Raw genomic sequence first — 26565 nt, 5'->3', positions numbered from 1 at the left:
CAATCGTTTTAGCACAAGCAACTTGGGAGTAGAGTTGTGGAAAAGAGATGCGAGATGATCGAAGAAACAGCGTGAAAAGTCCTCCGTTAATAAACGCGCAATACAAAGTATGGGAGTCCCATAAAAAACGGAGATGGTTTGACGTCAAAAACAGGGGTTGATTTGCGTTATGGCAGAAAGCGATTTTTGTTTAACTGTCAACAGGATCAGAATAGAAAACACTTAATTTTAAAGCTTCTATGGTTCTTCGTTGACATTTTGACAACGAATCTATATCATTATACCGTCTTAGTCTTTAGGCTGATAGATTGATACGTTTTTAGTGTGAAAGGAGAACAGAATGGTGGATGAACAAAAGCAAAATCAGTTAGGAGCGCTGCTGAAAGAGCATTTGCGAAAAAGATCTTTATCATTAAGAGAATTGAGCGAACGCACACAAATTGATAAAGCGACCATTTCGAGAATCATCAATGGCAAAAGAAAAGCAAACCTAAACCATTTACAAAGGTTTTCAGACAGTCTTGGCGTTTCTTTTGATGAGCTGATGACAGCGGCGGGTTATCAAATGGAGAAGAAGCAGGAGAACGGCCGTCTGGATATTCACTCATCAATTGATGAAATTGAAGATGTTTTGCAAACCTCAAATGTCTATGGGCGGTCTTTTACAGCGGAAGAGCTGAGAAGCAAACTGAATGAGTACCAGCAATATTCTCAGACAGAAGAAGGGAAGCGTACGATTCAGGACGAGTTTGAAGATAAAGTCGAGAAAGTCAGCGGCATTGGCCCTTTCCTGACCCGTTTGCAGGACATGTATTGCAGATTTACCTCAGGGCGCGGAACGCCACGTGAATTGCTGCTGATAGGCGGTGCTTTGCTGTATTTCATTATTCCTGTTGATGTTATACCCGATTATATTTTTCCGATCGGATATATCGATGACGCCGCAGCGATTCAACTCGTCTTCAATCAATTGTCACCTAAATCATAATGGAGCACGTTAAAGATGAAAAGAAAACAAACCAACATTGACATCAGTCTTCTGCTTATTTTACTTTGTCTGTTTTTCATCAGTTTGCTGGCCGTTTACAGCGGGTCGGGGCAGTATGAAACAGAAGACCCTTTTTATTTTGCCAAGCGTCAGGTTATTTGGTATCTTGTCGGGTTTGGCATCATGGCGGGAACAGCCTATATCGATTACGAGCTGCTTGACCGATTGGCGCTTCGGTTATTTGTGGGAACCGTTTTTCTTCTCTCTCTCGTTCATTTTTTTGGAACATATAAAAATGGTTCACAGAGGTGGCTCAGCTTCGGGGTGTTAGAAATCCAGCCCACAGAATTTATGAAGATTATTTTAATTCTTCTGTTGGCTTCGGTACTCAATCAATATCACCATAAAAGGTTCTCCTTCACAGAGAGCCTCATTCCGACGGGTAAAATCATGGTGTACACAGTGATACCATTTTTCTTCATATTGATTCAGCCTGATTTAGGCTCTGCATTGGTGATATTGTCGATTGCATTCACGTTAATGCTGGTCTCGGGGATTTCGGGCAGAATGATCATGTTCCTGTCACTTGGGTTTATAGCATTGATCACCTTGTTGACGTTTTTACATAATTATTATTTTGACATATTTTCAAAAATCATAAAACCTCATCAGCTTGACAGGATATACGGCTGGCTCAGCCCTCATGAACATGCGTCCACATATGGCTACCAGCTGACACAGTCGTTATTGGCAATAGGATCGGGTCAGCTGACCGGGAGCGGTTTCACTCAAGGAGTCCAAGTTCAAGGAGGGAAAATTCCGGAGGCTCATACCGATTTTATATTCGCTGTCATTGGTGAAGAGTTCGGTTTTATGGGTGCCGTAACAGTAATCTGTCTGTACTTTCTGATGATCTACAGAATTATCAGGATTGCGATGCGGTCCAACAGTCTGTTTGGTGTTTATATATCTGCGGGGGTTGCGGGTTTAATTCTATTTCAAGTATTTCAAAATATCGGAATGACGATTGGGTTAATGCCTGTTACAGGGCTCGCTCTTCCGTTTATCAGCTATGGCGGCAGCGCGCTGTTGACCAATATGATTGCTTTAGGTCTCGTTTTTAGTGTGAATATCAGATCTAAGCATTATATGTTCGGCAGGGGGTGGGATTGATAGTGGCAAAGATTCTTTCCCATCTAAAGAAGCTTGATTATGTGTTAATCGCAGCGGTTCTGTTCTTATCCTCATTTGGTTTGCTGATGGTTTACAGCGCCGGCTATCCCCTCGGTTATATAAAGTATGACAATGGCAGCTACTTTTTTATGAAACAGCTGCAATGGCTGCTCATCGGTTTCATCTTTTTTGGCGCTGCCGCCTTTTTCCCTTACAAAGCCTACGGCAAAGTCATCCGGTTTTTAGTGAAGTTTGCGTTTTTGCTGCTGATTCTCGTTTTGTTGCCGATGATAGGGGTGGAGAAAAACAATTCCCAAAGATGGATTCATGTCGGTTCGCTCATCATTCAGCCGTCTGAAGCCGTAAAGCTTGTGATGGTTATTTATTTTGCCTGCGTGTATGCAAAAAAGCAGCGGTACATCGCTAATTTCAGAAAGGGCGTCATGCCTCCGCTTCTCATTTTGGCGGCTGTGTTCTTTCTGATTCTAAAACAGCCGGACTTGGGCACCGCCGTTTCAATTCTGTTAAGCTGCGGAGCTATTTTGTTGTGCGCCGGCATCAGAAAACGGCATTTATTGCTTCTCGGGACAATGGCCGGAACCGGTATTGCATACTTTGCTATAACGGCGCCGTACCGGATGAGAAGACTGACATCGTTCAGCAATCCTTTTCAGGATGAAAACGGAGATGGCTATCAGCTCATCAATTCCTACCTTGCCATTGATTCGGGCGGGTTTTGGGGAAATGGATTGGGGAAGAGTGTTCAAAAGCTGGGATTTCTTCCTGAAGCCCATACGGACTTTATTATGGCGGTTGTTATCGAGGAACTCGGTGCTGTCGGGCTGTTGATGATGATTGGGGCCTACCTGTTAATGATGTTCAGAGGCGTTCGGATCGCTGTTCAAATCAATGACCCGTTTGGAAAACTGCTGGCAATCGGCCTGACCTTTCAGATCATGATTCAAGCGTTATTTAATCTGGGCGCAGTTTTCGGCCTTCTCCCCATTACCGGAATTCCTCTTCCGTTTGTCAGCTATGGCGGTTCTTCGTTACTATTTATGCTGATTTCAGCCGGGATATTGGTCAATCTCTCATCCCATGTTAAGCGCCGTAAAAAACGTGAGGCCTATCTGTTATAGAAAGGCCTCACGTTTGTTTGGAAAACAAGGGCAGGTCTAAGGGTTCAGTATGTTTATTTTCTCTAAAAATTCCTGTACCGCTTTTCGGTACGCATCCCTGTTTTTGGTATACGACATGGCATGTTCACCGTTATCGGCAATATACAGTGCTTTCGGTCCGGGTTTCTTTTCATAAAGCCGCTCGGTTGAAGAAACCGGAATATAATCATCATCTTTACTGTGAATAAAGAGGACCGGTTTTTTGATTTTTTCAATGACAGCAAGCGGAGATACTTCGCGTGCGCGATAGCCGCCTCTCAGCTTCAAAAAGAAGTCGGCGATGGACAGCAGCGGCCAAGACGGGAGCCTGTATTCCACTTTCAGCCGATAGGCGAGCTGTTCATCAAAACGTGCGAACGGACAATCGGCAATATAAAAATCAGCGCCATCCTCACAGTGGTCACCAGCGTAAAGCAGGGCAGTCGCAGCACCCATTGATTCCCCGTGAACGCCGATCAATCCGTGATGGCCTGTTTTATTTTTGACCCAGCTGACAACCTCGCTGAGATCATCCTTTTCATAAAAGCCGTAGCTAGTCGTCTTTCCGCCGCTTTGTCCGTGCCGGCGATGATCATAAACAACCACATTCCAGCCGAGATCGAGAAATAAATGCATATATTTAAGAGAATTCAGCATATTCATCGTCACCCCGTGGCAGATAATGATGGTATTTGGGGTGTTATGCAAAGAGACATGGTATCCTTTTATATCATATCCGTAAGCGGATGGAATCACAAAAGAGGTTTTCTCCATTTGTTCAAAGGATTCAAACACATCATGTCCATCGTCTGTCTCTCTTTTGATAATGTCTTCATCTGTCTTCTTTTTGATAAACAGAATGACATTCGAAAAAACAATCCCAATCGCAATAACAGCAGTGAAGAGAGCGCCAATAGACAAAAGGATTTTCTTCAAAATAACCACAGCACCTTTCAACTATATACAGGAAATTGATACTTGAACTCATTATACCTAAACAGTGCTGTGCTGATCAAAGAGTTTTCAGAAGAGAGTCCGCTTGTTCAAACTATATGCTCCGTGATAAACTGGCTTCAAAATAAAACATGGGGGAAGCCTACATGAAAAAACAAAAGTCAGCTGAAAAACACCAGTTAAAAGATGGCCTTCAATCCGACATCAAAGCAAAGCTTATGGAGATGAAGAGCCAATTGAAGGAAGAGGAAAAGAGGCAGGAAAGAGAAAAAGCAGAGCAGATCAGAAAGAAAAAAGAGATCGAAAAAAACAAAAGCTTTGAAGAGCTCCTGGAAGAAAGCCAAATGGATTGGCATCAATATAAATAAACCAGCACCCATACAAGGTGCTGGTTTTTCTGTTATCAGCGGTGCGCTTCGTAAACGTCTTGTTTCGTATGAGATTGCAGCGATTTAATTTCCTCTTCGCTTAAACGCCGTGCGTTTGCAGCGTGAACGTTTTCCCGTAACTGCTCAATCTTACTGGCGCCTGTAATCACTGATGCGACAGCCGGCTGTGCTAACAGATACTGCAGCGACTTTTCTGTCATGGTAAGATCAGAAGCAACATCCTCTATTGCCTTGCGTGCATTTTTCAGTTCTTCGAAGGAGTAGGACAAATACCCGTTTTGTTTGATGCTGTCCGCCGCTTGTTCAAGCGGTTTTTCAGTTAAAAGCCCTTTGGCAACCGGACCTCTGGTGACTACGCTGATTTGATGTTCCTCTAAAAGCGGAAGCCATTCCTCGGGGCGTCTGTCAAACAGGCTGAACTGCATCATAATGCTGACGATGTTTGATTTTTTAACATATTCTTTTATCACATTCGGGCGAATGGAAGAAATGCCATAGTAACGGATGACACCTTCTTGCTTTAATTCTTCAAACGCTTCGATCGTTTCATCAATGTTGTCCTCCATCGTGCCGCCATGAAGCTGATAGAGATCAATATAATCAGTTTTCAGCCGTGAAAGGCTCTTTTTTACGGCTTCTTTTATGTAAGCTTTTGATGGGTCCCAATACCAGCCTTCGCTTTCGTCATTCCAGCGGTTTCCCGCTTTCGTTGCCAAAATAATATCCTGGCGTCTGTTTTGGATTGCATCACCGACGATTTCTTCGTTGCGTCCGCGGTCATACAAATCCGCTGTATCCAAATAGTTGATGCCAAGCTCGATCGCTTCATCCAGAATGGACAGGGCTTTGTTTTTTTCGGTTCCAAGAGACATACAGCCGAGTCCGACTTCGCTAACTTCTAAATCAGATGTACCTAATTTGCGCTTTCTCATGTGCACACTCCTTTTTTAGGCTTTGTATTGACCGTAATATAAAGGAGCCAAAGTTTCAACTTTTATGGCTTAGAGACCCAATCTTTCACGTATTGGAATGTGCGTCCGTACTCCTTTAGCTTCGCCCGAATCTCCCACGCTTTTCCGACTAAGACAACACCTTTAGGCATGCGGTAGACTTTCACGAAGAAGCCCCCTTTTCTCTAGTATGATAAAATGTATGGGGCATGATATAGAGACAGAACGGGAGATGAAGAAATGAAGTCATTAGAAGAAAAAACAATTGCCAAAGAACAGATCTTTTCAGGCAAAGTCATTGATCTTTATGTAGAGGACGTCGAGCTGCCAAACGGCAAAGCGAGTAAACGTGAGATTGTGAAACACCCTGGAGCTGTAGCCATATTAGCTGTCACAGATGAAGGGAAAATCATCTTGGTCAAACAGTTCCGTAAGCCGCTTGAACGGACGATCGTTGAAATTCCGGCTGGAAAGCTTGAAAAAGGAGAGGAACCTGAGTATACGGCACTTCGGGAGTTAGAAGAAGAAACGGGTTATACAGCGAAGAAGCTGACAAAAATCACAGCGTTTTATACATCGCCCGGCTTTGCCGATGAAATCGTCCACGTGTTTCTTGCCGAAGAGCTTTCTATTCTTGAAGAAAAACGGGAGCTTGATGAGGACGAGTTTGTTGAAGTGATGGAGGTGACGCTTGAAGAGGCGCTGAAGCTGGTTGAATCGCGTGAAGTATATGATGCAAAAACAGCCTATGCGATTCAGTATCTTCAGCTGAAAGAAGCGCTCCAAGCAAAAAAATGAAAAAGATTTACGCGGATTTTCACATTCATATCGGCCGGACCTTTACAGGAAGGGCTGTCAAAATAACAGGCGCCAAAACATTGACGCTGGACCGAATTTTGGTAGAAGCCAGTGAACATAAAGGGATGGAACTTCTTGGCATTATCGACTGTCATTCTCCGGAAGTCATGTTAGAGCTTGAGGAAGGCATTTCATCTGGGACGTACCGCGAGCTGCCCGGCGGGGGAATTCGTTACCGCAGCACGACTCTTTTATTGGGAAGCGAGCTGGAGATTTATGATGAAGCCTGCAGCGGGCCGATCCATGTGCTCGTGTTTATGCCGACGCTGGCTGATATGAAACTGTTCTCAAATTGGCTGTCAGCGCGGCTGAAAAACATTCATTTAAGCTCACAGCGGATCTATGAAACGGGCTTGAATCTGCAAAAAAAAGTGAAGGAAATGGGCGGGCTTTTTATTCCTGCCCATATTTTTACACCGCATAAAAGCTTATATGGTAAAGGGGTTGCATCAAGCCTAACCGAGGTTTTTGATCCCTCAATGATAGATGCGGTGGAGCTTGGATTAAGCTGTGATACAGACATGGCTTCACACGTATCTGAATTAAATCAGTATCCTTTTTTAACAAATTCTGATGCGCATTCGTTAGGGAAAATCGGCAGAGAATATAATGAACTATATGTGCAGTCAGCTGATTTTACCGAATTTGCTCTTGCATTAAGGGGACAAGGTGACAGGAAAATTACGTCGAATTACGGCTTGGACCCGCTATTGGGAAAATATTATCAAACGGCTTGCGAAGCATGCGGAGAACCTGCTGTGAGCGGGGAAACGGTGTGCGCAAATTGCGGAAATGCCAAGTTTACCAAAGGGGTTAGCGAAAGATTGTGTGAATTGAGTGATCAGACTGAAGTTCGCGTCTCGCGTCCGCGATATGTCCACCAGATCCCGTTGCAATTTGTTCCGGGTGTCGGTCCGAAAACACTGGGCAAACTAAAAAAAGCCTTCGGAACAGAGATGGCTGTTCTTCATGAGGCAACAGAAGAAGATTTGGCTCGCATTGTCCCGCAGAAAACCGCGGCGCTTATTGTAAAAGCGAGATCCGGTAAGCTGGAGTTGAAAGCCGGAGGAGGAGGAACCTACGGTAAAATTAAACCGTGAGTGATGAATTAACCCATTTCCTCCTGTACTTTTCTCTTCGTCCGGATAAAGGTGATCAGCTGGATGATTTCGTCTTCACTCAGCGGCTTGCCATCAACAGAAATCGTTAAGTCAAGGCTGCTCCACGTGGTCAATTCAATGGTCTTTGGAGCAGTCTGCTTTTGTTTCTCGCGGCCCAAAAGTTCATCGCAGGTTGTGTCAAAGAGGTCAGCCAGCATGGCAAGCGCCTCAAGCGAAGGCCGCCGATAGCCTGACTCATAGCCGGCATATGTGCTTTTTGCGATACCCAGAAGGTCAGCTGTATATTGAAGCGACCAATTTTTCTTTTTTCTCAATTCAGTTAAACGATCTAGATTCATGAACTTCCGCTCCTTTTTCACCTTGAGCTGATTATATCATATAGGTATTAGGAAGTGTACGCGAATTGAATAATAATGTCTTGCGTATTTTATTTTCCGTGTCTATAATTGCATTAAAAGTATGCGAAAAGCGAATACCTTCTCGCAACCCATCTTTAGATACAGTGAAGAGGTGCATGGTATGAAAAAATTATTGATGTTGACAACTGGGGGAACGATTGCTTCAGTTGAAGGGGAAAATGGGCTGGCTCCCGGAGTCAAGGCTGATGAATTATTAAGTTACGTATCAAAACTTGACAACGATTACACGATGGAAACGCAGTCGCTTATGAATATAGACAGCACTAATATGCAGCCTGAATACTGGGTGGAAATAGCAGAAGCCGTGAAGGAAAATTATGATGCCTATGACGGATTTGTTATTACCCACGGCACAGATACAATGGCCTATACATCCGCCGCATTATCATATATGCTGCAGCATGCCGATAAACCGATTGTGATCACTGGCTCGCAAATTCCAATCACGTTCCAAAAAACGGATGCCAAAAAAAATATCACAGACGCCATACGCTTTGCCTGTGAAGGTGTGGGCGGCGTTTATGTTGTGTTTGACGGCAGAGTCATCCAAGGAACGCGTGCGATCAAATTAAGAACGAAAAGCTACGACGCATTTGAAAGCATCAATTACCCATATATCGCTTTTATCAATGAAGACGGGATCGAATACAACAAACAAGTAACGGAACCTGAGAACGACACCTTCTCAGTTGATACTTCACTATGCACAGATGTATGTCTGCTGAAGCTGCATCCGGGCTTAAAGCCTGAAATGTTCGATGCCCTAAAAAGCATCTACAAAGGAATCGTCATTGAGAGTTATGGCAGCGGAGGCGTGCCGTTTGAAGGCAGAGATATTTTGTCGAAAGTGAATGAGCTGATCGAAAGCGGAATCGTCGTCGTGATCACAACTCAATGTCTGGAAGAAGGAGAAGACATGAGCATTTACGAAGTCGGCCGCAGAGTCAACCAAGACTTAATTATCCGATCCAGAAATATGAACACAGAAGCAATCGTGCCGAAATTAATGTGGGCACTCGGCCAGTCTGCGGATCTATCTGTCGTCAAGAGGATTATGGAAACGCCGATTGCTGATGACGTTGTCCTTTAAATGGCAAAAACGATAACCACCATAGAGAAAGTAGGTTAAAGATTATGTTAAACGGCCAAAAAGAATACCGCGTGGAAAAAGACTTCCTTGGGGAAAAACAAATTAAAGCGGATGTTTATTACGGAATTCAGACGCTCCGTGCTTCTGAAAACTTTCCGATTACGGGATACAAGATCCATGAAGAAATGATTAATGCGCTGGCGATCGTCAAAAAAGCCGCGGCTCTTGCCAACATGGATGTGAAACGGCTGTATGAAGGAATTGGCCAAGCTATCGTACAAGCCGCTGACGAGATTCTGGAAGGCAGATGGCACGAGCAGTTTATCGTCGATCCGATTCAGGGCGGTGCCGGAACTTCTATGAATATGAATGCGAATGAGGTGATCGGAAACCGGGCGCTTGAAATCATGGGACATCAAAAGGGCGATTATATCCATTTAAGCCCAAACACACATGTGAATATGTCTCAGTCAACGAACGATGTGTTCCCGACGGCTATCCATATTTCCACTTTGAAGCTTTTAGAAAAACTGCTGAAAACGATGGAAGACATGCATTGTGTGTTTAAACAAAAAGCACAGGAATTTGATTCTGTTATTAAAATGGGGCGGACACACCTTCAAGATGCTGTTCCGATCCGTCTTGGCCAGGAATTCGAAGCGTACAGCCGTGTTCTGGAACGTGATATCAAACGAATCAAGCAATCACGCCAGCACCTGTATGAGGTCAACATGGGCGCGACGGCTGTCGGTACCGGCCTGAACGCAGATCCTGAATATATCAAGCAGGTTGTGAAACACCTTGCTGATATCAGCGGGCTTCCTCTTGTCGGCGCTGATCATCTTGTTGATGCGACACAAAATACGGATGCCTATACAGAGGTGTCGGCAGCATTAAAGGTCTGCATGATGAACATGTCAAAGATCGCAAACGACCTTCGCTTAATGGCATCAGGCCCGCGCGCCGGACTTGCGGAAATTTCTCTGCCTGCACGTCAGCCGGGGTCTTCCATTATGCCGGGAAAAGTCAATCCGGTTATGGCCGAGCTGATCAACCAAATTGCGTTCCAAGTTATTGGAAACGACAATACAATCTGCCTTGCATCAGAAGCCGGCCAGCTTGAATTGAACGTGATGGAGCCCGTGCTTGTCTTTAATTTGCTTCAATCCATCAGCATCATGAACAACGGGTTCCGCTCGTTCACTGACAATTGCTTAAAAGGCATCGAGGCCAACGAAAAACGCTTGAAACAATACGTGGAAAAAAGCGCAGGCGTCATCACTGCAGTCAATCCGCATCTTGGTTATGAAGCGGCAGCCCGAATTGCCCGGGAAGCCATTATGACAGGCCAATCGGTCCGTGACCTTTGCCTGCAGCATGATGTGCTGACAGAAGAAGAATTGGATATCATTTTAAATCCATACGAGATGACAAAACCAGGGATCGCAGGGAAAGAACTATTAGAAAAATAAAATTTAAACAATATACAGCTTATTCATCGGCGGATCGGCTGGTGAATAAGCTGTTTACAACATAGGGATGAGGAAGTATAGTATACGTGTGCTGTACTATTTATTGAAAGCGTTTTAGCTTTTTACATGAAGGGGGACTTCTTTTGAAGGATGTAAGACTGCCAACATTATTCGAAATTATTATTGTACTAGGATCATTTTTAGCACTTGTCATGTCGTTTACAGTTTTTTTAGACTTGCCGATACAGCTCGCGCTTTTCATTTCCTGGTTTATCGCAATGATTCTCGGAATCAGACTTGGTTATTCTTATAAAGATATGCAAAATGCCATTCTATATGGTATATCAAACGGTCTTGAAGCCGTTCTGATTCTTGTTTCAGTAGGAGCGCTTATTGGAACATGGATCGCCGGTGGGATTGTACCGACTCTGATTTACTATGGTTTAGAATTTATTCACCCTAGTATCTTTTTGCTTGCAACGTTAATTATTTGTTCCATTATGTCTGTAGCAACAGGAACATCATGGGGAACAGTCGGAACTGCCGGCATTGCCATGATCGCTATTGGAGAAGGTTTAGGCCTTCCGCTTCCTCTTGTAGCGGGCGCTATTCTTTCAGGCGCTTATTTCGGAGACAAGCTGTCTCCTCTTTCAGACAGCACAGTTCTTGCATCCTCACTATCGAAAGTGGATGTCTTAGACCACGTCAGGGCTATGCTCTTTTTATCCGTCCCAGCGTATGTCATTACAGCAATTTTATTTACCATTACGGGCTTTATGTACGGCGGGAAAAATATTGATCTTGATAAAGTTGAATTCTTGAAATCATCTTTGCAAAATACGTTTGACATTCATATTTGGATGCTGATCCCGGCTATTGTCGTTATTGTCTTACTGGCGATGAAAAAGCCATCAATGCCGGTCATCGTAATCGGCGCTTTGCTAGGCGCTATTTGGGCGGTTGTTTTCCAAGGCATGAATCCAGCGGATGCGGTTGCAACTGCCTACAACGGATTCTCTATTAAAACAGATGTTGAATTCTTGAACGGCCTGTTAAATCGCGGAGGCATTGTCGGAATGCTCGGTTCGCTTGTCGTCATTATCTTTGGTCTCGGATTCGGCGGGCTGCTTGAAAAGCTTGGCGTCTTAAAAGTGATCGTCTCTATGTTTGAAAAGAAATTAACATCACCGGGCAACGTCACTGTTTCTACGCTGATTGTAGCGTTTTTAGCAAACATCTTCGGCTGTGCGATGTATGTATCTCTTATTTTGACACCGAAGATTATGGAAAACAGCTACGATCGGTTGAATCTCGACAGAAGGGTGCTGTCTCGTAACTCGGAGGTGGGGGGAACCTTAACTTCAGGTATGGTTCCTTGGTCTGATAACGGTATTTACATGGCTGGTATTTTAGGAGTTTCAACCTTCGCCTATCTGCCGTTTATGTGGCTCAGTTTTGTTGCAATAGGTCTTGCTATTATCTATGGTTATACAGGAAAATTTATATGGTATACGAAAAACAATACAGCTAAAGCCGAAAAACTAGGCTAATAGGGGAGGATCACTGAATGATAGCGAAACACATGATTCGAACACTGATGATCGAAACGCCTTCGGTTCCCGGAAACCTTGGAAGGGTGGCTTCGGCAATCGGCCTTCTGGGCGGGGATATTGGTGAAGTGGAGACAGTGAAAGTCGGTCCCAATTACACAATGCGGAATATTACCGTTCAAGTGGAGAATGAAGAACAGCTTCAGGAAGTGATCGCGGCTGTACAGGGCTTGGGAGAAGGGATCAGGCTTCACACCGTATCTGATGAAGTTCTGTCCGCACATGAAGGCGGAAAAATCCAAATGAAAAGCAAAATGCCAATCCGCTCACTGGCAGAGCTTGGGCGTGTCTATACACCAGGTGTTGCAGACGTGTGCAGACTGATTGAAAAAGAACCTGAAAAAGCCTCTATTTATACTACGATCAGCAATTCTGTCGCAATTGTAACGGATGGAACGGCAATTCTGGGCCTTGGCAATATCGGCTCTGTGGCAGGCATGCCTGTCATGGAAGGAAAGGCTGCTCTGTTTGATCAGCTGGCGGGTATCAGTGGCATTCCGATTTTGCTTGATACGAGTGATCCTGAAGAAATCATCAAAACGGTAAAGCATATTTCTCCGGGCTTTAACGGCATCTTGCTTGAGGATATCGGCTCGCCGCATTGCTTCGAAATCGAGGACCGCCTAAAAGAGGAGCTGAACATCCCTGTTATGCACGATGATCAGCACGGTACAGCTGTTGTAACGCTGGCAGCTGCCATCTCGGCATGCAGGAGTGCAGGTGTTGACCTGAAAGAAGCGAAGGTTGGGCAAATCGGACTGGGCGCAGCAGGCGTCGCTATCTGCCGGATGTTTATGGCCTATGGCGTAAAAGCTGTGTACGGAACAGACAAATCAGAGGAAGCGATGAACCGTCTAGAACAGTATGGCGGACAGGCAGTTGCCGGCATCGAGGAGCTCATGGAAACATGTGACATTATCATTGCCACAACGGGAGTTCCCGGGTTAATTAAACCAGCATTTGTACGGTCTGGCCAGGTGATTTTGGCGTTATCGAATCCGAAGCCGGAAATTGAGCCGGAGGCCGCGCAGCAGGCCGGCGCCGCATATGCAGCTGATGGCCGTTCTGTTAATAATGTGCTTGGCTTCCCGGGTATTTTCAGAGGAGCGCTCAACGCAAAAAGCAAGGAGATCAATCATGATATGCTTGTCGCAGCAGCAGAGGCCATCGCAGCCTGCACGAAGCAAGGCGATGTGGTCCCGCAGCCGCTTGATTCAAAAGTCCATCATGAGGTAGCAGCCGCAGTCGAGCGCGCGGCCCTTACAGCAGTGAAATCAATAAAGTAAAACAGCAGCACCTGTTACGCCAGGTGCTGTTTTTTCTCATTTTGAGTTCATTTTGCTATAATATGTGTGGAAACAAATAAGGGAGTGATCATTATGGCAAAAAGCCGAGCGAAAAAGAAGCGGGAGCATCTGCTGAGAAACGGCGGACGTAACGTCTTATTATCAAGAGGCAGCACACCATCGTTCAGCACACATGAAAGAAAGACAAAAAGCAAAAAAGACATGTTGAATAAACAAAATAAGAATCCTTATGATCATACAGCGGTTGATGATAAGGATTTTTTTGTGCCCGAAAAAGCCGCCTAGCATTCGTCTCTATCGTTTCTTTTTTGAAAAAGGGCATGTTTTTCCGTTTCTTTCATACAATCTATTAAATCAAATCACTAGAACGGGCGGGAGGAAACGGAATGCGAAAAATCTCTTATAAGGATATGTTTCTCAGACATGTCAAAGATCATCTCTCTCTTTATATATTTGTCTCAGTCCTATTTTTCATGGGTGTCATATTTGGCGCGATTATTGTCAACAGCATGACCATCAGCCAGAAAGAAGATTTATATTACTATTTAAGCCAATTTTTCGGCCAGCTTTCAGAGGATAAACAGGCAAGGTCATCTGATATGTTTTGGCAAAGTATCTTTCATAATGTAAAATATTTAGGACTCATGTGGATATTAGGAATTTCCGTCATTGGGATGCCGATTATATTCATCATGATCTTTCTGAAAGGAATCGTCGTCGGCTTTACTGTCGGATTCCTCGTCAATCAAATGGGAATCAGCGGTTTTTTCTTATCCTTTGTTTCCGTTTTACCGCAAAATGTGCTGCTGATTCCTGCTTATCTCATTATGGGCACGTGTGCGATTGCGTTTTCTCTAAAGTTAATCAGGCAGCTGTTTGTTAAACGGAGTCTGCATGATGCGCCGATTCAGTGGTTCGGCCGGTATGCTTTCGTGCTTCTGGTCATTTTGTTTTTAGCGCTGATCTCATCACTTTTTGAAGCCTATTTATCACCTGTTTTAATGGAAAAGCTCACATCGAGACTTTTTTAAAATGATTATTAAAAGAAAAACATTTTATTTATCAGTTTATAATAATTATAGTTGGAACTCTGCGCGTATTTTGTTATAATGAGTCATGGAATGCGGCGTAGGAGGGAAAGACATGGAAAACCGTATTGATCGAATTAAGAAACAGCTGCACTCATCCAGCTACAAACTTACGCCTCAGCGTGAAGCGACAGTAAGAGTGCTGCTTGAAAACGAAGAAGACCATTTAAGCGCAGAAGATGTATACCTCCTCGTAAAAGAGAAATCTCCTGAGATCGGTCTCGCAACAGTATACCGTACGCTTGAATTATTAACTGAATTAAAAGTCGTTGATAAAATTAACTTTGGTGACGGCGTGTCCCGTTACGACCTTCGGAAAGAGGGCGCAGCTCACTTTCATCATCACTTAGTGTGCATGGAGTGCGGAGCCGTTGATGAAATTGAAGAAGATCTGCTTGAAGACGTGGAAGAAATCATTGAACGTGATTGGAAATTTAAGATTAAAGATCATAGATTGACGTTTCACGGCATTTGCCACCGCTGTAACGGAACGGAAACTGAATAGACGGTGCCGAGCGCGAACCTTTTCTCATGGGGAAAGGGTTTTTTGCTGTTTCTATGTATAAAACCTTTCTGATTTGGCATATGGTTTAAATAACTGGAACCATAGGAAAGGATCGATTAGGACATGGGAAGATTCCTAAAAACAGCCCTCGATGCATTAAAAGTTTTCATCCTGTTTACCGGTTTTACCGCTCTGTTCTATTATGCTATGATATGGGTGAATCAAGAGTATGAAAACTATCATCGGTACGATAAACCGGAAGGCTCCGCTGTAAAAGTTGTTGAAATGGATCAGGATGAAAAAGGCGGATGGTTCGACCGGTTGATCTTTTTTTACCAAAACGGGGAGTAGATCAAGAGTGAAAGATCAAATCAAGGATTTCATCCACTACGTCATGGTAGAGAGAGGGCTTTCTCACAACACGGTGGTATCCTATGAACGCGACCTGAAAAGCTATTCTCTCTATTTAACAGAAACCCTTCATCTTACTGATTGGGATCACGTAACCCGCATACATATTATCCAATATTTAAAGCATTTGAAGGAAGCGGGGAAATCCGGCAAGACATCAGCGAGGCATTTGGCATCCATTCGCTCTTTTCACCAATTTCTGCTCAGGGAAAAGGTGACGGACAAGGATCCTTCCGTTCATATCGAGACACAAAAGACCGAACGGGCGCTTCCGAAGGTGCTCGCGCTCAATGAAGTCGAGCGATTATTGGACACGCCTAAGCTGACGAGCCCTTTTGGCTATCGGGATAAAGCGATGCTGGAGCTGCTTTATGCGACAGGCATACGAGTCAGTGAAATGATAGAATTGAAAACGGCAGATGTTCATTTATCCATGGGTTTTGTCCGCTGCTTCGGGAAAGGAAGAAAAGAACGGATTGTGCCAATTGGTGAAGCCGCCGCTTCCGCGATTGAGGAATATATGACGAAAGCCAGGGGGAAACTACTAAAGAACAAAGTGTCTGACGCTCTCTTTTTAAATCATCACGGCAAGCAAATCAGCCGTCAAGGATTTTGGAAAAACCTAAAGAAAATCGCGCTTGAAGCCGGAATCAAAAAAGAGCTGACCCCGCATACTCTCAGGCATTCCTTTGCGACCCATCTGCTTGAGAATGGAGCTGATTTAAGAGCGGTGCAGGAAATGCTCGGCCATGCGGATATATCCACGACGCAAATTTATACGCATGTGACGAAAACAAGGCTGAAGGATGTGTACAAGCAGTTTCATCCGCGCGCCTAGCCGCAGGTGGCTGCGGCTTTTTTGTTTAACGGGACAGAAAATATTGAAGTTTCTCATTATTTCCAAATGCATTGTCAATGGGAATGAAAACGGTTTATACTTGAGTTGTCAGACCTCTTGGCGATACAATAGACGTATAGAAAAAAAGGAGGCTTTCAAGATGCCTGCATACAAATATAATCGTGTGTTTTTAATTGTAATGGACTCAGTCGGAATCGGCGAAGCGCCGGATGCCGCAGACTTTAATGACGAAGGCGCCAATACGCTCGGGCATATAGCCGAGCATATGAATGGATTACATATGCCGAATATGGCAAAACTCGGCCTTGGTCTCATCGGAGATATCAAAGGTGTTGAAAAAACAGAACATCCGCTTGCGTATTATGGAAAAATGCAAGAAGCGTCCAACGGCAAAGATACTATGACAGGCCATTGGGAGATCATGGGACTATACATTGATAAACCGTTTAAAGTGTTTCCGGAAGGGTTTCCTGATGAACTGCTTCAGGAGCTGGAAAAGAGATCTGGACGCAAAATTATCGGGAACAAGCCGGCTTCCGGCACAGCAATTTTGGATGAACTTGGCCAAGAGCACATGGAAACAGGCGCTTTAATTGTTTACACATCTGCTGACTCTGTTTTGCAGATTGCCGCTCACGAAGAGGTTGTGCCGCTTGAAGAGCTGTACCGCATTTGTGAAACGGCAAGAGAGCTTACGCTTGATCCGAAGTATATGGTAGGCCGCATTATCGCACGGCCGTTCGTCGGAGAGCCTGGACAATTCAAACGGACGCCAAACCGCCATGACTATGCACTTAAGCCGTTTGACCGCACTGTCATGAATGAATTGAAAGACAGCGGCTTAGATGTCATCTCAATCGGAAAAATCTCTGATATTTATGACGGAGAAGGCATTACTTCTTCCCGGAGAACGGTTTCCAATATGGACGGAATGGACAAGGTGATTGATACGCTGGGAGAGGACTTTACTGGTCTGAGCTTTGCGAATCTTGTTGATTTCGACGCCTTATTCGGACACCGCCGCGACCCGGAAGGCTACGGACGCGCGCTTGAAGAATTTGATGCGCGGCTTCCGGAAGTGTTTGAGAAAATGAAAGAAGATGATTTGCTAATCATCACAGCCGACCACGGCAATGATCCGATTCATCACGGAACCGACCATACACGCGAGTTTGTGCCGATTCTCGCTTACAGCAAAAAACATGAGAACGCGCAAATGCTGCCGCTTGCAGACACATTTGCTGATATCGGCGCTACGATCGCTGATAACTTTCAAACGAATCAACCGAAATACGGGAAAAGCTTTTTATCTTTATTACAATAGGGGGACTGTTTCTTGAAAAATAGAATCGAACGCGCAGCCGCTTTTATTAAACAAAACCTGCCGGAATCTCCGAAGATCGGCCTTATTTTAGGATCTGGTCTTGGCATTTTGGCGGATGAAATCGAAAATCCAATCAAGCTGAAATATGAAGACATACCTGAATTCCCGGTATCTACTGTTGAAGGACATGCCGGACAGCTTGTGCTTGGCACCCTTGAAGGAGTTTCCGTCATTGCGATGCAGGGCCGTTTTCATTTTTATGAAGGCTATTCAATGGAGAAAGTCACTTTCCCTGTACGTGTGATGAAAGCGCTCGGCGTGGAAGCGTTGATCGTGACAAACGCCGCTGGCGGCGTCAACACTGAATTCCGAGCGGGAGACTTAATGATCATTACCGATCATATCAACTTTATGGGAACAAATCCGTTAATCGGTCCAAACGAAGCCGATTTCGGCGTGAGATTTCCAGATATGTCTTCAGCCTATGACAAAGATCTATCAGGCCTGGCTGAAAAGATTGCGAAAGACCTTAACATTCCGATCCAAAAAGGCGTGTATACCGCTGTGACAGGACCTTCTTACGAAACACCGGCAGAAGTCCGTTTTTTAAGAACAATGGGCTCTGACGCAGTCGGCATGTCTACTGTTCCGGAAGTGATTGTGGCAAACCACGCCGGAATGCGTGTCCTTGGCATTTCCTGCATCTCTAACGCGGCAGCCGGAATTCTGGATCAGCCTTTAAGCCATGATGAAGTAATGGAAGAGACTGAAAAAGTAAAAGCAGGATTTTTACAGCTTGTGAAAGCGGTAGTCTCGAAGTACGAATAAAAAGGATACAAAGATCAAAAGACAGCTGTGTTTAATATACGCAGCTGTCTTTTTCTATGCCCAAAAAATACGAAACATTTTCCATCAGTGGCGTATAAATCCATCCCGCTTGGAAAAAATAAAAAGGATTATGAAATGGAGGGCTTTTGAGATGAAACGTCTTTTATCCACTTTGTTGATTGGTATCATGCTGCTTACATTTGCACCGTCTGCATTTGCAAAACAAGACGGAAAAGGCACTTCAGAGCTTGCTCATGAAGCGAAGTCTGCGGTGCTGATAGAACGTGACACGGGAAAAGTGCTTTACAACAAGAACAGCAATGAGAGACTGGCGCCTGCAAGCATGACGAAAATTATGACGATGCTTTTAATTATGGAAGCTTTAGATGAAGGCAAAATCAAAATGAGTGATAAGGTCCGTACGAGCGAGCATGCCGCTTCAATGGGCGGCTCACAGATTTTCCTTGAGCCGGGTGAGGAAATGACGGTCAAAGAAATGCTGAAAGGCATCGCAATCGCATCGGGAAATGACGCTTCTGTAGCGATGGCAGAATTCATTTCCGGCTCAGAAGAAGAATTTGTGAAGAAAATGAACAAAAAGGCAAAAGAGCTGGGTTTGAAAAACACAACCTTTAAAAATCCGACCGGACTGACCGAAGAGGGCCATTATAGTTCTGCTTATGACATGGCAATCATGGCTAAGGAATTATTGAAATATGAATCAATCACGAAATTCACCGGCACGTATGAGGATTACCTGCGCGAAAATACAGATAAAAAGTTTTGGCTTGTGAATACGAATCGGCTGATTAAGTTTTATCCCGGCGTAGACGGTGTAAAAACAGGCTATACAGGTGAAGCGAAATATTGTCTGACAGCTTCGGCTAAAAAAGGAAACATGCGGGCCATTGCGGTTGTGTTCGGGGCGAGCACACCTAAAGATAGAAACGCTCAAGTGACAAAGATGCTTGATTTCGCTTTTAGTCAATATGAAACGCATCCTTTATATAAACGGAATGAAACAGTAGCAAAAGTGAAGGTCAAAAAAGGAAAACAAACTTTTATCGAACTCACGACTTCTGAGCCGATTTCAATATTGACGAAAAAAGGCGAGGATATGAAACATGTAAAAAAAGAAATTAAATTGAATGACAATGTAAGCGCTCCTATTCAAAAAGGCCAAGAGCTTGGCACACTCGTTCTGAAAAAGGATGGAGAAGTGCTCGCTGAAAGTCCCGTTGCTGCAAAAGAAGATATGAAGAAAGCCGGGTTCTTAACGTTCTTAAAGCGGACAATGGGAGACTGGACAAAATTTAAGTAATTATGCCGAATGATCACTAGTTTTGTCACGGTGAAGGAATTCATTCCATCGAAATCGAAACACTCATTATCCGATCATATCAAGGAGGAATGAGCATGAGCCTTGGAATTGACATGCATGTCAAAGAATCTGTGCTTTGTATTCGATTAACAGGCGAACTCGATCACCATACGGCTGAAACCCTGAAACAAAAAGTGACTCAAGCATTAGAAAAGGATGATATTCGTCATATTGTGCTGAATTTGGAGGACCTTTCCTTTATGGACAGTTCGGGGCTTGGTGTCATTTTAGGAAGATATAAGCAAATTAAGCAAACTGGCGGGGAAATGGTCGTTTGCGCGATCTCTCCTGCAGTGAAGCGGCTGTTTGATATGTCGGGACTGTTTAAAATTATCCGATTTGAACAATCCGAGCAGCAGGCGCTGCTGACGCTGGGGGTGGCATCATGAAAAATGAAATGCATCTTGAATTTTCTGCCCTCAGCCAGAATGAGTCATTCGCCCGCGTGACAGTTGCTTCGTTTATTGCCCAGCTTGACCCGACAATGGACGAACTGACCGAAATCAAAACAGTCGTGTCAGAAGCTGTGACCAATGCCATTATCCACGGATATGAAGAGAACTGTGACGGAAAAGTTTATATTTCAGTGACGCTGGAAGATCATGTCGTATATATGACCATTCGCGATGAAGGCAGGGGCATTACAGATCTTGAAGAAGCCCGCCAGCCTTTATTCACGACGAAGCCTGAGCTTGAACGCTCTGGAATGGGCTTTACCATTATGGAAAATTTCATGGATGATGTCAGGATCGATTCATCGCCTGAGATGGGCACAACGATTCGCTTAACAAAGCACTTATCAAAAAGCAAAGCGCTTTGTAATTAAGGAGATTTGTTATGGATGTGGAGGTTAAGAAAAACGGCAAAAACGCTCAGCTGAAGGATCATGAAGTAAAGGAATTAATCAAACAAAGCCAAAATGGCGACCAGCAGGCAAGAGACCTCCTCATAGAAAAAAACATGCGTCTTGTTTGGTCTGTCGTACAGCGGTTTTTAAACAGAGGATATGAACCTGACGATCTTTTCCAGATCGGCTGCATCGGGTTGTTAAAATCTGTTGACAAATTTGATTTAACCTATGATGTGCGTTTTTCAACGTATGCAGTGCCGATGATTATCGGAGAAATCCAGCGTTTTATCCGTGATGACGGAACGGTAAAGGTGTCAAGGTCATTAAAAGAGCTCGGAAACAAAATCCGGCGCGCAAAAGATGAGCTTTCAAAAACACTGGGCAGAGTGCCGACAGTGCAGGAGATCGCCGACCATTTGGAGATTGAAGCAGAAGATGTCGTACTCGCCCAAGAGGCGGTAAGGGCTCCGTCTTCAATTCACGAAACCGTTTATGAGAATGACGGAGATCCGATAACCCTGCTTGATCAAATCGCTGACAACTCAGAAGAAAAATGGTTTGACAAAATTGCGCTGAAAGAAGCGATCAGCGATTTGGAAGAAAGGGAAAAATTAATCGTCTATCTCAGATATTATAAAGACCAGACACAGTCCGAGGTGGCTGAGCGGCTTGGGATTTCTCAAGTTCAGGTTTCCAGGCTGGAAAAGAAAATATTAAAACAGATCAAGGTTCAAATGGATCATCCGGATAGCTAGCCTGCCATGCAGGCTGGCTTTTTTTTGTGCAAAAGCGTGGTAATTTATGGTCTTTACAAGCGGATGAATGAGAACAAAATCGAACCACATACTACATATATAACCACCGAAAGATGGTGATCGATGATGGAACGACGTATATTTATCCGACTTCGCCACAGGGTGCTGGCCCATCCGGGAGATATCATCACGGTCGGAGATGCCGCGCAAATAGAAGGACAGCATCAGCTGAAAAAGAAACTGTCGGCTATGCCGCTTTATCAGGTGAGTGAAAAAGATAAAAATATCGTAATTCTGGATATCATACAAGTCCTCAAAGCCATCCATTTACAAGATCCGGCCCTTGATGTTCAAACAGTAGGCGGAGCAGAAACCATTGTTGAAATTCAGTATCGGAAACGGCATTTATCAACGGTTCTGTTTATCGGTGTCTGGCTGCTTCTGTTTATCGGATCGTGTCTTGCCATTATGAACTTTCATGAGGATGTCAGCATGAGAGATGTTCATATTGCACTATATGAAATCATAACCGGAGAGAGGAATGACTATCCATACTTGCTTCAAATCCCATACAGCATCGGTTTGGGACTGGGGATGATCGTGTTTTTTAACCACATCTTTAAAAAGCGCCTTAATGAAGAGCCCAGCCCGCTGGAGGTTGAGATGTTTAACTATCAGCTTGATCTCGATCAATATGTGGCCATGCATGAGAATAAAGAAACAATAAAGGATTTGCATGATCGTTAGTGTATTGTTCATTATTTTTGTCGGGCTCGGCGGAGGCATCACGGTGGGGGCTGGCTTCGTTGCTTTTTTAACCGTAATGGGAATCATCCCGAGGCTGATGCAGCTTACCAAAACGATGAGATTTGTACAGGCTTATGAAGCGGCTGTTATTCTTGGCGCGGTATGCGGGGGATGGGAGACGCTTCATATGAACCATCTATTTTTAACAAAATGGATTGCTGTACCGGTCGGGCTGCTGGCGGGTGTATTTGTCGGGATGCTTGCAGCTGCCCTTACAGAGGTTTTAAATGTGCTGCCGATTTTAGCAAAACGAATCGGTCTCAGAAGTAAAATCATTATTCTATTAATGGCGATCGTGATTGGGAAAATCGCGGGGTCTTTATTTCACTGGCTGTATTTTATTGATCATTCATAAGGAGGTTTCAAGATGACAAACATAAAAGAAAACTACAAATCAAAAGTAAAAACATATCAGCCTAAGCCGCCTTACGTTTGGAACTGTGTCAAAGCCTTTCTGGTAGGCGGTCTGATCTGTGCGATCGGGCAAGGTCTGCAGAATTTCTATATCCATTTTTTTGATTTTAATGAAAAAACAGCGGGAAATCCAACGGCAGCCACACTGATATTAATTTCAGCCCTATTAACCGGGTTTGGCATCTATGACAGAATCGGACAGTTTGCAGGCGCCGGTTCAGCTGTCCCGGTCACAGGTTTTGCCAACAGCATGGCAAGCGCGGCGCTGGAATATAAAAGCGAAGGGTTCGTGCTTGGAGTAGCGACAAATATGTTTAAACTGGCAGGGAATGTCATCGTTTTCGGTGTTGTGGCTGCTTACATCGTCGGAATGATTCGGTTTGCTTTTGAGAAACTGATGTCATAGGAGGAAAAGAAAATGAAATTAACCGGAAAGCAAACCTGGGTATTCGAACATCCCTTATTTGTCAACTCGGCGGGAACAGCAGCCGGACCAAAGGAAAAGGATGGGCCGCTCGGCTCTTTGTATGATAAAACCTATGACGAGATGCACTGTAATCAAAAAAGCTGGGAAATGGCAGAACGCCAGCTGATGGAGGATGCGATTACTTCAGCGCTTCAAAAAAATGATCTCACAAAAGATGATATTGATCTATTGTTGGCAGGCGACTTGCTGAATCAAAATGTAACGGCCAACTATGTGGCAAGACACTTGAACATCCCGTTTCTTTGTATGTTTGGCGCCTGTTCAACATCAATGGAAACAGTGGCTGTCGCATCAGCCCTAGTTGACGGCGGGTTCGCCAAGAGGGCGCTTGCTGCCACCAGCAGTCATAATGCCACCGCGGAAAGACAGTTTCGTTATCCGACGGAATACGGAGGCCAAAAACCGGACACAGCCACTTCAACTGTTACAGGAAGCGGAGCTGTGGTCATCAGCCAGACACCGGGTGATATCCAAATCACAAGCGCGACTGTCGGAAAGGTCTCCGACTTAGGAATTACCGATCCATTTGATATGGGATCAGCCATGGCTCCGGCTGCAGCTGATACGATTAAGCAGCACTTTAAAGATCTCAATCGCACAGCGGATGACTATGATCTGATCCTGACAGGTGACCTATCTGGTGTCGGATCTCCCATCGTAAAAGACATCTTAAAAGAAGATGGCTATCCGGTCGGCACAAAGCATGATGATTGCGGGCTTTTGGTTTACACGCCGGATCAGCAGGTCTTTGCCGGAGGAAGCGGCTGCGCTTGTTCAGCGCTTGTTGCTTACTCTCATATTTTTAAGCAGCTGAGAGAAGGAAAATTAAACCGTGTATTCGTCGTGGCGACCGGAGCGCTGTTAAGCCCGACAATGATCCAGCAAAAAGAAACCATCCCGACCATCGCCCACGGGGTTGTATTTGAGCGTGCAGGAGGTGCATCTTAATATGGACTACCTTTTGGCTTTTGTTTGCGGCGGGGCCATCTGTATTGTCGGGCAGCTGCTCTTGGACATTTTTAAATTGACACCCGCCCACGTCATGACATCTTTTGTGGTGACTGGCGCGATTTTAGATGGCTTCGGTATTTACGATAAATTTATTGAATTTGCAGGAGGAGGAGCCACCGTTCCGATCGTCAGTTTCGGTCATAGTCTTCTGCACGGTGCCATGCATCAGGCGCATATACACGGATTTATCGGAATCGGCATGGGGATTTTTGAACTGACGTCCGCCGGTATCTCAGCCGCTATTCTCTTCGCCTTTATCGTAGCCGTTATTTTTAAACCGAAAGGATAATGCCGACATGACGACAAAACGCAAGGTCATACTGGTAACAGACGGGGATGTGTATGCCGCTAAAACAATTGAATACGCCGCAAATAAAGTGGGGGGACGATGTATTTCACAATCAAAAGGCAACCCTTCTATTCGCAGCGGCGCGGAGCTTGTCAAGCTGATCACCTCAGCACCGTATGATCCCGTATTTGTCATGTTTGACGACTCGGGCCTTCAAGGAGAGGGGCCGGGAGAAGCCGCTCTCAGCTATGTCGCCACCCATCCGTCAATTGAAGTGCTCGGAGTGATTGCGGTCGCATCAAAAACCCATCAGGCTGAGTGGACCAGGGTTGACGTAAGCATTGACCGCAATGGAGAAATAACTGAATACGGTGTAGATAAAATCGGAGAGCAGGAATTTGATGAACACAGAATGAACGGAGATACAGTCTATTGCCTTGATAAACTTGATCTCCCGCTTATTGTCGGTATCGGGGATATTGGCAAAATGGGCAGAAAAGACGATATCTCAAAAGGGTCGCCAATCACCATGAAAGCGGTCGAGTTTATTTTAGAAAGGAGCGGGTATCATGCCGGACCAAAAGCAAGAGAAAATCAAGGTTTATCGGAATCCAGACAAAAATGAAGCATACTTCAAAAACCGTGTCGGGATGGGAACAAGCTACGATGTAGGGGTTCGCAAGCTCACCATTTTAGACAAAGAAATTCATCTTTACTATCTGAATGGATTATGTGATACGGCCTTTATCATTCATTTAATGCGAGAGCTCGTAGCCATTAACAATCGTGATGAGGACCCGGATCAGCTGGTTGATATTGTCGAAAACAGGCTTCTTAACGCCCAGGTCGAAAAAGTAAAAACGCTGGATGAAACGACTGACCAGGTGCTGTCCGGATTAGTCGCAGTCATTGTTGAAGACACAGGCTTCGCGTTTATTATTGATGTCAGAAGCTATCCGGGCAGAAATCCGGAAGAACCTGATACGGAAAAGGTGGTCAGGGGAGCAAGAGACGGATTTGTTGAAAATATCGTCGTCAATACAGCCCTTCTCAGAAGGCGGATCAGAGACGAACGGCTTCGCATCAAGATGACAAAGGTCGGCGAGCGATCTAAAACGGATATGAGCATTATTTATATAGAAGATATTGCAGATCCAGATCTGGTTGACATCGTGGAGAAAGAAATTGCTGCCATTGACGTTGACGGCTTAACGATGGCTGACAAAACAGTAGAGGAATTCATCATTAAACAAGGCTACAACCCGTATCCGCTCGTCCGCTATACGGAAAGACCCGATGTGGCTGCCAACCACGTGCTTGAAGGCCATGTCGTCATCATGGTTGATACATCGCCGAGTGTGATTATTACACCGACGACTTTATTTCACCATGTCCAGCATGCTGAAGAGTACAGGCAAGCGCCTGCGGTCGGTACTTTTTTACGATGGGTAAGATTTATCGGCATCATTGCATCCACTCTCCTTCTCCCGATCTGGTTTCTCTTTGTGCTGCAGCCGGATCTTTTGCCAGAGAATATGAAATTTATCGGTTTAAATAAAGATACGCATATCCCGATCATCCTGCAAATATTCTTAGCTGACTTAGGAATCGAGTTTCTCAGAATGGCGGCCATTCATACACCGACAGCTCTGTCGACAGCAATGGGTATCATCGCTGCTGTGCTGATCGGACAAATTGCTATTGAAGTCGGCCTGTTTTCGCCAGAGGTGATTTTGTACGTCTCACTCGCGGCCATCGGAACCTTTGCAACGCCTAGTTATGAATTAAGCTTGGCAAACAAAATGGGCCGACTTGCCCTCATGATACTTGTTGCCATATTCCATGTAAAAGGGCTCGTTATCGGATTCACAGTGCTCATTATCGCCATGGCCAGCATCAAATCACTTCAGACACCGTACTTATGGCCGCTGATTCCCTTTAATGGCAAGGCATTATGGCAGATACTGATCCGCACAGCAAAACCTGGCGCGAAAGTAAGACCTAGTATCGTTCACCCGAGAAATCGCTTAAGACAGCCTACCAATTCATAATCGCATTGAAACTGACT

Annotated in this window: 32 protein-coding genes; 28 read left to right on the top strand and 4 right to left on the bottom strand. The window is 44.7% G+C overall.

What is annotated here, in order from left to right; all coding sequences use genetic code 11:
* Positions 1–343 precede the first annotated feature (343 nt).
* Genes M1D98_RS11405 through ftsW form a run of 3 tightly spaced genes read left to right on the top strand, consistent with a single transcriptional unit; the run spans position 344 to position 3300 of the window.
* On the top strand, positions 344–988 hold the full coding sequence (locus tag M1D98_RS11405; RefSeq protein WP_010328205.1) for a helix-turn-helix domain-containing protein: 645 nt from the start codon (positions 344–346) through the stop codon (positions 986–988).
* A 15-nt stretch (positions 989–1003) separates the two neighbouring features.
* Positions 1004–2161 carry a rod shape-determining protein RodA gene (gene rodA, locus M1D98_RS11400; RefSeq protein ID WP_268537663.1) on the top strand — a complete coding sequence of 386 codons (1158 nt, stop codon included), beginning with the start codon at positions 1004–1006 and terminating at the stop codon, positions 2159–2161.
* Between the two features lie 2 nt (positions 2162–2163).
* Positions 2164–3300, top strand: coding sequence for a putative lipid II flippase FtsW (gene ftsW, locus M1D98_RS11395; protein WP_010328203.1), 1137 nt, complete (start codon positions 2164–2166; stop codon positions 3298–3300).
* A 36-nt stretch (positions 3301–3336) separates the two neighbouring features.
* On the opposite strand, the gene M1D98_RS11390 is transcribed toward ftsW, so the two are convergent.
* The gene (locus tag M1D98_RS11390) at positions 3337–4254 is read right to left on the bottom strand and encodes an alpha/beta hydrolase (RefSeq protein WP_010328202.1); all 918 of its coding nucleotides are present in this window, start codon (positions 4252–4254) and stop codon (positions 3337–3339) included.
* A 164-nt stretch (positions 4255–4418) separates the two neighbouring features.
* Between M1D98_RS11390 and M1D98_RS11385 the strand changes: the two genes are divergently transcribed.
* Positions 4419–4640, top strand: a complete 222-nt coding sequence (locus M1D98_RS11385; RefSeq protein ID WP_435576559.1) for a YqkE family protein — start codon at positions 4419–4421, stop codon at positions 4638–4640.
* A 35-nt stretch (positions 4641–4675) separates the two neighbouring features.
* On the opposite strand, the gene M1D98_RS11380 is transcribed toward M1D98_RS11385, so the two are convergent.
* Together M1D98_RS11380 and mciZ are read right to left on the bottom strand one after the other, a co-directional pair.
* Positions 4676–5593 carry an aldo/keto reductase gene (locus M1D98_RS11380; protein ID WP_268537660.1) on the bottom strand — a complete coding sequence of 306 codons (918 nt, stop codon included), beginning with the start codon at positions 5591–5593 and terminating at the stop codon, positions 4676–4678.
* A gap of 62 nt (positions 5594–5655) precedes the next feature.
* Positions 5656–5778, bottom strand: a complete 123-nt coding sequence (gene mciZ / locus M1D98_RS11375; RefSeq protein WP_039074376.1) for a Z-ring formation inhibitor MciZ — start codon at positions 5776–5778, stop codon at positions 5656–5658.
* A 73-nt stretch (positions 5779–5851) separates the two neighbouring features.
* Here mciZ and nudF point away from each other — a divergent pair, with 73 nt between their 5' ends.
* Positions 5852–6409, top strand: a complete 558-nt coding sequence (gene nudF, locus M1D98_RS11370; RefSeq protein WP_121642833.1) for an ADP-ribose pyrophosphatase — start codon at positions 5852–5854, stop codon at positions 6407–6409.
* Complete coding sequence (locus tag M1D98_RS11365; protein ID WP_435576560.1) at positions 6406–7569, top strand: TIGR00375 family protein; 1164 nt, start codon at positions 6406–6408, stop codon at positions 7567–7569. The genes nudF and M1D98_RS11365 overlap by 4 nt, the downstream gene beginning before the upstream one ends.
* 8 nt (positions 7570–7577) lie before the next feature.
* Here the strand turns inward: M1D98_RS11365 and ansR are convergent, their stop codons facing one another.
* Positions 7578–7928: an HTH-type transcriptional regulator AnsR gene (ansR, locus tag M1D98_RS11360; protein WP_010328196.1), complete on the bottom strand. Its 351-nt coding sequence runs from the start codon at positions 7926–7928 to the stop codon at positions 7578–7580.
* Positions 7929–8109: 181 nt separating this feature from the next.
* Here ansR and ansA point away from each other — a divergent pair, with 181 nt between their 5' ends.
* From ansA to M1D98_RS11250, 22 genes are all read left to right on the top strand, one after another.
* Positions 8110–9099: an asparaginase gene (ansA, locus tag M1D98_RS11355; protein WP_121642831.1), complete on the top strand. Its 990-nt coding sequence runs from the start codon at positions 8110–8112 to the stop codon at positions 9097–9099.
* 44 nt (positions 9100–9143) lie between these two features.
* Entirely contained in the window at positions 9144–10571 is a 1428-nt protein-coding gene (aspA, locus tag M1D98_RS11350) for an aspartate ammonia-lyase (RefSeq protein WP_121642830.1), read from the top strand.
* Positions 10572–10714: 143 nt separating this feature from the next.
* Positions 10715–12121, top strand: coding sequence for a malate-H+/Na+-lactate antiporter MleN (mleN, locus tag M1D98_RS11345; protein ID WP_121642829.1), 1407 nt, complete (start codon positions 10715–10717; stop codon positions 12119–12121).
* Positions 12122–12138: 17 nt separating this feature from the next.
* Positions 12139–13467 (top strand): NAD-dependent malic enzyme, encoded by a 1329-nt coding sequence (locus tag M1D98_RS11340; protein WP_435576561.1) that lies wholly within the window; start codon positions 12139–12141, stop codon positions 13465–13467.
* A gap of 93 nt (positions 13468–13560) precedes the next feature.
* Positions 13561–13773, top strand: a complete 213-nt coding sequence (locus tag M1D98_RS11335; RefSeq protein WP_010328191.1) for a hypothetical protein — start codon at positions 13561–13563, stop codon at positions 13771–13773.
* A gap of 101 nt (positions 13774–13874) precedes the next feature.
* Positions 13875–14519, top strand: a complete 645-nt coding sequence (gene spoIIM / locus M1D98_RS11330) for a stage II sporulation protein M (RefSeq protein WP_010328190.1) — start codon at positions 13875–13877, stop codon at positions 14517–14519.
* Positions 14520–14631: 112 nt separating this feature from the next.
* Entirely contained in the window at positions 14632–15081 is a 450-nt protein-coding gene (gene fur / locus M1D98_RS11325) for a ferric iron uptake transcriptional regulator (protein WP_010328189.1), read from the top strand.
* Positions 15082–15204: 123 nt separating this feature from the next.
* Positions 15205–15432 carry a YqzK family protein gene (locus M1D98_RS11320; protein ID WP_003223970.1) on the top strand — a complete coding sequence of 76 codons (228 nt, stop codon included), beginning with the start codon at positions 15205–15207 and terminating at the stop codon, positions 15430–15432.
* Between the two features lie 7 nt (positions 15433–15439).
* On the top strand, positions 15440–16330 hold the full coding sequence (gene xerD / locus M1D98_RS11315) for a site-specific tyrosine recombinase XerD (protein ID WP_435576562.1): 891 nt from the start codon (positions 15440–15442) through the stop codon (positions 16328–16330).
* Between the two features lie 160 nt (positions 16331–16490).
* Positions 16491–17675 carry a phosphopentomutase gene (gene deoB / locus M1D98_RS11310; RefSeq protein WP_010328186.1) on the top strand — a complete coding sequence of 395 codons (1185 nt, stop codon included), beginning with the start codon at positions 16491–16493 and terminating at the stop codon, positions 17673–17675.
* 12 nt (positions 17676–17687) lie between these two features.
* Positions 17688–18503 carry a purine nucleoside phosphorylase I, inosine and guanosine-specific gene (locus tag M1D98_RS11305; RefSeq protein ID WP_039074366.1) on the top strand — a complete coding sequence of 272 codons (816 nt, stop codon included), beginning with the start codon at positions 17688–17690 and terminating at the stop codon, positions 18501–18503.
* A gap of 151 nt (positions 18504–18654) precedes the next feature.
* Complete coding sequence (dacF, locus tag M1D98_RS11300; protein WP_010328184.1) at positions 18655–19824, top strand: D-alanyl-D-alanine carboxypeptidase DacF; 1170 nt, start codon at positions 18655–18657, stop codon at positions 19822–19824.
* 95 nt (positions 19825–19919) lie between these two features.
* A complete protein-coding gene (spoIIAA, locus tag M1D98_RS11295; protein WP_456279600.1) occupies positions 19920–20273 on the top strand; it encodes an anti-sigma F factor antagonist in 354 nt (117 codons plus the stop codon).
* Positions 20270–20710, top strand: a complete 441-nt coding sequence (gene spoIIAB, locus M1D98_RS11290; RefSeq protein WP_010328182.1) for an anti-sigma F factor — start codon at positions 20270–20272, stop codon at positions 20708–20710. Before spoIIAA ends, spoIIAB begins: the two co-directional genes overlap by 4 nt.
* An 11-nt stretch (positions 20711–20721) precedes the next feature.
* Positions 20722–21489: an RNA polymerase sporulation sigma factor SigF gene (gene sigF / locus M1D98_RS11285; RefSeq protein ID WP_039074364.1), complete on the top strand. Its 768-nt coding sequence runs from the start codon at positions 20722–20724 to the stop codon at positions 21487–21489.
* 126 nt (positions 21490–21615) lie between these two features.
* Positions 21616–22236: a stage V sporulation protein SpoVAA gene (gene spoVAA, locus M1D98_RS11280; protein WP_121642824.1), complete on the top strand. Its 621-nt coding sequence runs from the start codon at positions 21616–21618 to the stop codon at positions 22234–22236.
* A complete protein-coding gene (spoVAB, locus tag M1D98_RS11275) occupies positions 22226–22651 on the top strand; it encodes a stage V sporulation protein SpoVAB (RefSeq protein ID WP_003223948.1) in 426 nt (141 codons plus the stop codon). The genes spoVAA and spoVAB overlap by 11 nt, the downstream gene beginning before the upstream one ends.
* Before the next feature lie 12 nt (positions 22652–22663).
* Positions 22664–23116 carry a stage V sporulation protein AC gene (gene spoVAC, locus M1D98_RS11270; RefSeq protein WP_014114265.1) on the top strand — a complete coding sequence of 151 codons (453 nt, stop codon included), beginning with the start codon at positions 22664–22666 and terminating at the stop codon, positions 23114–23116.
* 12 nt (positions 23117–23128) lie between these two features.
* Complete coding sequence (gene spoVAD, locus M1D98_RS11265) at positions 23129–24145, top strand: stage V sporulation protein AD (RefSeq protein ID WP_010328178.1); 1017 nt, start codon at positions 23129–23131, stop codon at positions 24143–24145.
* A gap of 1 nt (position 24146) precedes the next feature.
* Positions 24147–24497, top strand: coding sequence for a stage V sporulation protein AE (gene spoVAE / locus M1D98_RS11260; protein ID WP_010328177.1), 351 nt, complete (start codon positions 24147–24149; stop codon positions 24495–24497).
* 7 nt (positions 24498–24504) lie between these two features.
* Positions 24505–25122 (top strand): stage V sporulation protein SpoVABEA, encoded by a 618-nt coding sequence (spoVAEA, locus tag M1D98_RS11255; RefSeq protein ID WP_010328176.1) that lies wholly within the window; start codon positions 24505–24507, stop codon positions 25120–25122.
* Positions 25067–26548: a spore germination protein gene (locus M1D98_RS11250; RefSeq protein ID WP_010328175.1), complete on the top strand. Its 1482-nt coding sequence runs from the start codon at positions 25067–25069 to the stop codon at positions 26546–26548. Before spoVAEA ends, M1D98_RS11250 begins: the two co-directional genes overlap by 56 nt.
* The last annotated feature ends 17 nt before the right edge of the window (positions 26549–26565 follow it).

This window comes from Bacillus sp. K7 (genome assembly GCF_053903245.1).
The sequence above is the reverse complement of the archived record's forward strand: the minus strand, read 5'-3'. Positions and strand labels throughout refer to the sequence as shown.

What these genes read in the sequence shown, in the direction of transcription:
- rodA (WP_268537663.1), top strand. Translation starts at nt 1,004, where the DNA reads ATGAAAAGAAAACAAACCAACATTGACATCAGTCTTCTGCTTATTTTA.
- M1D98_RS11385 (WP_435576559.1), top strand. Translation starts at nt 4,419, where the DNA reads ATGAAAAAACAAAAGTCAGCTGAAAAACACCAGTTAAAAGATGGCCTT.
- M1D98_RS11380 (WP_268537660.1), bottom strand. Translation starts at nt 5,593, where the DNA reads ATGAGAAAGCGCAAATTAGGTACATCTGATTTAGAAGTTAGCGAAGTC.
- nudF (WP_121642833.1), top strand. Translation starts at nt 5,852, where the DNA reads ATGAAGTCATTAGAAGAAAAAACAATTGCCAAAGAACAGATCTTTTCA.
- M1D98_RS11365 (WP_435576560.1), top strand. Translation starts at nt 6,406, where the DNA reads ATGAAAAAGATTTACGCGGATTTTCACATTCATATCGGCCGGACCTTT.
- ansR (WP_010328196.1), bottom strand. Translation starts at nt 7,928, where the DNA reads ATGAATCTAGATCGTTTAACTGAATTGAGAAAAAAGAAAAATTGGTCG.
- ansA (WP_121642831.1), top strand. Translation starts at nt 8,110, where the DNA reads ATGAAAAAATTATTGATGTTGACAACTGGGGGAACGATTGCTTCAGTT.
- aspA (WP_121642830.1), top strand. Translation starts at nt 9,144, where the DNA reads ATGTTAAACGGCCAAAAAGAATACCGCGTGGAAAAAGACTTCCTTGGG.
- M1D98_RS11340 (WP_435576561.1), top strand. Translation starts at nt 12,139, where the DNA reads ATGATAGCGAAACACATGATTCGAACACTGATGATCGAAACGCCTTCG.
- M1D98_RS11335 (WP_010328191.1), top strand. Translation starts at nt 13,561, where the DNA reads ATGGCAAAAAGCCGAGCGAAAAAGAAGCGGGAGCATCTGCTGAGAAAC.
- spoIIM (WP_010328190.1), top strand. Translation starts at nt 13,875, where the DNA reads ATGCGAAAAATCTCTTATAAGGATATGTTTCTCAGACATGTCAAAGAT.
- fur (WP_010328189.1), top strand. Translation starts at nt 14,632, where the DNA reads ATGGAAAACCGTATTGATCGAATTAAGAAACAGCTGCACTCATCCAGC.
- M1D98_RS11320 (WP_003223970.1), top strand. Translation starts at nt 15,205, where the DNA reads ATGGGAAGATTCCTAAAAACAGCCCTCGATGCATTAAAAGTTTTCATC.
- deoB (WP_010328186.1), top strand. Translation starts at nt 16,491, where the DNA reads ATGCCTGCATACAAATATAATCGTGTGTTTTTAATTGTAATGGACTCA.
- dacF (WP_010328184.1), top strand. Translation starts at nt 18,655, where the DNA reads ATGAAACGTCTTTTATCCACTTTGTTGATTGGTATCATGCTGCTTACA.
- spoIIAA (WP_456279600.1), top strand. Translation starts at nt 19,920, where the DNA reads ATGAGCCTTGGAATTGACATGCATGTCAAAGAATCTGTGCTTTGTATT.
- spoIIAB (WP_010328182.1), top strand. Translation starts at nt 20,270, where the DNA reads ATGAAAAATGAAATGCATCTTGAATTTTCTGCCCTCAGCCAGAATGAG.
- sigF (WP_039074364.1), top strand. Translation starts at nt 20,722, where the DNA reads ATGGATGTGGAGGTTAAGAAAAACGGCAAAAACGCTCAGCTGAAGGAT.
- spoVAA (WP_121642824.1), top strand. Translation starts at nt 21,616, where the DNA reads ATGGAACGACGTATATTTATCCGACTTCGCCACAGGGTGCTGGCCCAT.
- spoVAB (WP_003223948.1), top strand. Translation starts at nt 22,226, where the DNA reads ATGATCGTTAGTGTATTGTTCATTATTTTTGTCGGGCTCGGCGGAGGC.
- spoVAC (WP_014114265.1), top strand. Translation starts at nt 22,664, where the DNA reads ATGACAAACATAAAAGAAAACTACAAATCAAAAGTAAAAACATATCAG.
- spoVAD (WP_010328178.1), top strand. Translation starts at nt 23,129, where the DNA reads ATGAAATTAACCGGAAAGCAAACCTGGGTATTCGAACATCCCTTATTT.
- spoVAE (WP_010328177.1), top strand. Translation starts at nt 24,147, where the DNA reads ATGGACTACCTTTTGGCTTTTGTTTGCGGCGGGGCCATCTGTATTGTC.
- spoVAEA (WP_010328176.1), top strand. Translation starts at nt 24,505, where the DNA reads ATGACGACAAAACGCAAGGTCATACTGGTAACAGACGGGGATGTGTAT.
- M1D98_RS11250 (WP_010328175.1), top strand. Translation starts at nt 25,067, where the DNA reads ATGCCGGACCAAAAGCAAGAGAAAATCAAGGTTTATCGGAATCCAGAC.